This window comes from Kineosporia sp. R_H_3, from assembly GCF_002198675.1.
Classification (GTDB): Bacteria; Actinomycetota; Actinomycetes; order Actinomycetales; family Kineosporiaceae; genus R-H-3.
The window spans coordinates 1-2,995 of record NZ_MWLL01000243.1; the positions used below are offsets into that span (position 1 = coordinate 1).

The following is a 2,995-nucleotide window of genomic DNA, read 5'->3' on the forward strand; positions in this document are numbered from 1 at the left end:
CGAGGCGCGAGCGCGACGACCCCTGAGACGTCCAGCTCGCCGAGCCCGGCGTACGACAGGGACGACGTGAGCCGTCCGGAGCGCACCGCCTGGGCCGCGACAGGGTCGGCGAGCGCCGCCCGCAACGTCTCGGCGACCTCCTCCTCGATGCCTGCGCTGACCGGGTGCCCGACCTCCCGGGCGAGCCTGCGCCCCTCCCGGGCCATCGCCGAGACGACCTGGGCCCGCTGCTTGCCGAGCTCCTTGAGCTGGTCCCCGGCGAGCGCCGCCTGGGCGGTCCGCAGCGACTCCCCGAGGTCGAGGAGGGCGACGACCTGGTCGCCGGCCCGGCGGACGAGCAGGTTGACCACCCAGGCCGCGGCGGACGGCTTGCGCAGACCGGAGATGTCCTTGGCGAGCGCACGGTCGCCGGCTCCGCGGGCCTGCCGCACCCGCTCGTCCCGGGCCCCGATGAACTCGTCGGGCAGCAGGGCGTAGAGCTCGTCGGCGAGGTCCTCGAGGTCGGGCAGCCCGCCCGTGCCGTCGTCCGCGCCGTCGTCCGTGCCGTGGTCCATGCGCCCAGCATCGCGCGCCGTCCGCACCGCCGTCCCGCCGACCCGCCCCGCACGCGGGTGATCGCCGGTCCTCGTCCGCCACCGCCGCGTACACGGTGCTCCGGGACGAGAACCGGCGATCGCCGGCGGGGTCAGGAGGTCGTCGTGGCTCCCGTGAGGTCGTAGAGCGTCACACCGTCGACCGTCTGCGCCGTGAAGTTCTCCGAGACCCAGGTCGCGATCTCGGACGACGCGGAGCTGCCGCCGTTCTGCCGACCGCCGAGCGAGCCACCGATGAAGTAGTGGATCCTCCCGGCCGCGACGTACTCCTGGAACTCGGCGAGCGTCGGCGAGGGGTCGCTGCCGTTGAAGCCGCCGATCGCCATGACCGGCTCCTGCGTGGCGAGCTGGTAGCCCGAGGCGTTCTGCGAGCCGACGGCCGCGGCCACCCAGGTGTAGCTGCCGGCGTCCGCCTCGAGCAGCGCCTGCAGCTCGGCGCTCGGGGTCGTCGCGTTCAGCAGACCGCCCATGCCACCGCCCGCACCGCCACCGTCGGCGCCGGCCGGACGCTGCGGCACGGTCCCGGCCCGGCCGTTCTGCGTGCCCGTCGTGCCGTTCTGCTGCATGCCCGGGGGCATCCCGCCCCCGCCGCCGGGCCCGCCGCCCATGCCGCGCGCACCCGCCACGGTCGGGCCGGCGGTGACGATCGACCCGGTGTGCGCCTGCGACGCGGTCTGCACCGAGTAGGCCGCCGGGCCCGCGAGGGCCGCGACGAGCCCGAGGCCGGCGGCGCCGAGCAGCGCCTTCTCCCCCAGCCGGACGCCGAGCGCCCCGGCCGCGAGCAGCACCGCAGCGACCAGGCCCGCGGCGACGACCGCGACCCGCAGCCACGGCACGAAGTCGCTGCTGCGCGACAGCAGCACGTAGGACCACACGGACGACGCCGCGACGGTGCCGGCCGACGCCAGCGCACCGAACGCCGTCCGGCGGACCTTCCAGAGCACCGCGGCACCCATGCCGACGAGCGCGCCGACGGCGGGCGCGAGAGCCACGGTGTAGTAGGCGTGGAAGATCCCGTTCATGTAGCTGAAGATCAGCCCGGTGACGAGGAGCCAGCCGCCCCAGAGCAGGAACGCCGCCCGCGTGCGGTCGGTGCGCGGCATCCGCCGGGTGAGCCAGAGCCCGGCGGCGAGGAGCAGGAGCGCCGCCGGGATCAGCCACGAGGCCTGCCCGCCGTTCTCCGCGTCGAAGAGCCGCGTGATCCCGGTGGTTCCCCACATCCCGTTGTTGCCGCCGCCGACGCTGCCGGTCTCGTCACCGGTGAGCCGGCCCAGGCCGTTGTAGCCGAGCGTCAGCTCGAGGATCGAGTTCGTCTGCGAGCCACCGATGTAGGGACGCATCGATGCGGGCACGAGCTCGACGATCGCGATCCACCACCCGGCGGCACCGACGAGCGCGGCGCCCGCGAGCAGCGTCTGCACGATGCGGCGGCGCAGCGTCGTCGGGGCGGTGACGACGTAGACCAGCGCGAGCACGGGCACGACGAGCAGCGCCTGGAGCATCTTCGTGAGGAAGCCGAGGCCGACGAGCGCGCCCGCGAGCACGAGCCAGCGGGTGCCGGCCCGGGTCGCGGCGACCTCGAGCGCGCGGACCGTGGCGTACACCGCCGCGACGAGGAACAGCACGAGGAGCGCGTCCGGGTTGTTGAAGCGGAACATGAGCGTCGCGACCGGGGTGAGGGCGAGGGTGGCGCCTGCGACGAGGCCGGCGGCCGGGGTGAACCAGCGCCGGACGATGGCGTGGAGCAGGGCCACCGCGGCGACGCCCTCGAGCGCCTGCGGCGCGAGGATGCTCCACGAGCTGAGCCCGAACACCTTGACCGACAGGGCCATCACCCACAGCGAGGCCGGGGTCTTGTCGACGGTGATGGAGCTCGCGGCGTCCGAGGAGCCGTAGAAGAAGGCCTTCCAGCTCTCGGACCCGGCCTGGACGGCGGCCGAGTAGAACGCGTTCGCCCACCCGGACTCCGACAGGCCCCACAGGTAGAGGACGGCGGTCGCGGCGAGCAGGGCGATCAGCGCGGGTCGGGCCCAGGCGGGGTCGTCGGGGCGACCCCGCACGAGGCGGCGGGCGAGGGACTCGGCAGGCGCGGCGGGGCCCGGGGCTGCGGGCCCGGGCGTCGCGGCGCGGTCGGCGGTGAGGGTCATGGGTCCACCGTCGGGGTCCGGGCTGCCCGCACCGTAGGCGCCGCCTGGGTGCCCGCTGTGAGCCCTCGACCCCTTGCGGCACAACCGGACCGCACCTGCAGGTGACGTGGAGGTCCTTCCTGGCGGACGCACAGGTGGGTCAGGCGTTCCCTCCAGTTCCGGCGGTCACGGTGTGGTCGTGCCCCTCCCGACCGATGCCTGCTCGATGCCCCGCTCGATGCCCCGCCCGCTGCCCAGCCCGATGCCCCTCCGGAG

The 2,995-nt window shown here is 75.0% G+C and carries 1 protein-coding gene and 1 pseudogene; both read right to left on the minus strand.

Annotation, left to right across the window (positions count from 1 at the left end):
* Positions 1-554 (minus strand): annotated as a pseudogene (locus tag ECOMGDLI_RS30460) (hypothetical protein); the annotation flags it as partial.
* Between the two features lie 131 nt (positions 555-685).
* Positions 686-2,740, minus strand: coding sequence for a glycosyltransferase family 39 protein (locus tag ECOMGDLI_RS30465; protein WP_088320579.1), 2,055 nt, complete (start codon positions 2,738-2,740; stop codon positions 686-688).
* Between the last annotated feature and the right edge of the window lie 255 nt (positions 2,741-2,995).

Coding starts and splice junctions, on each gene's coding strand:
- ECOMGDLI_RS30465 (WP_088320579.1), bottom strand. CDS start 2,740: ATGACCCTCACCGCCGACCGCGCCGCGACGCCCGGGCCCGCAGCCCCG.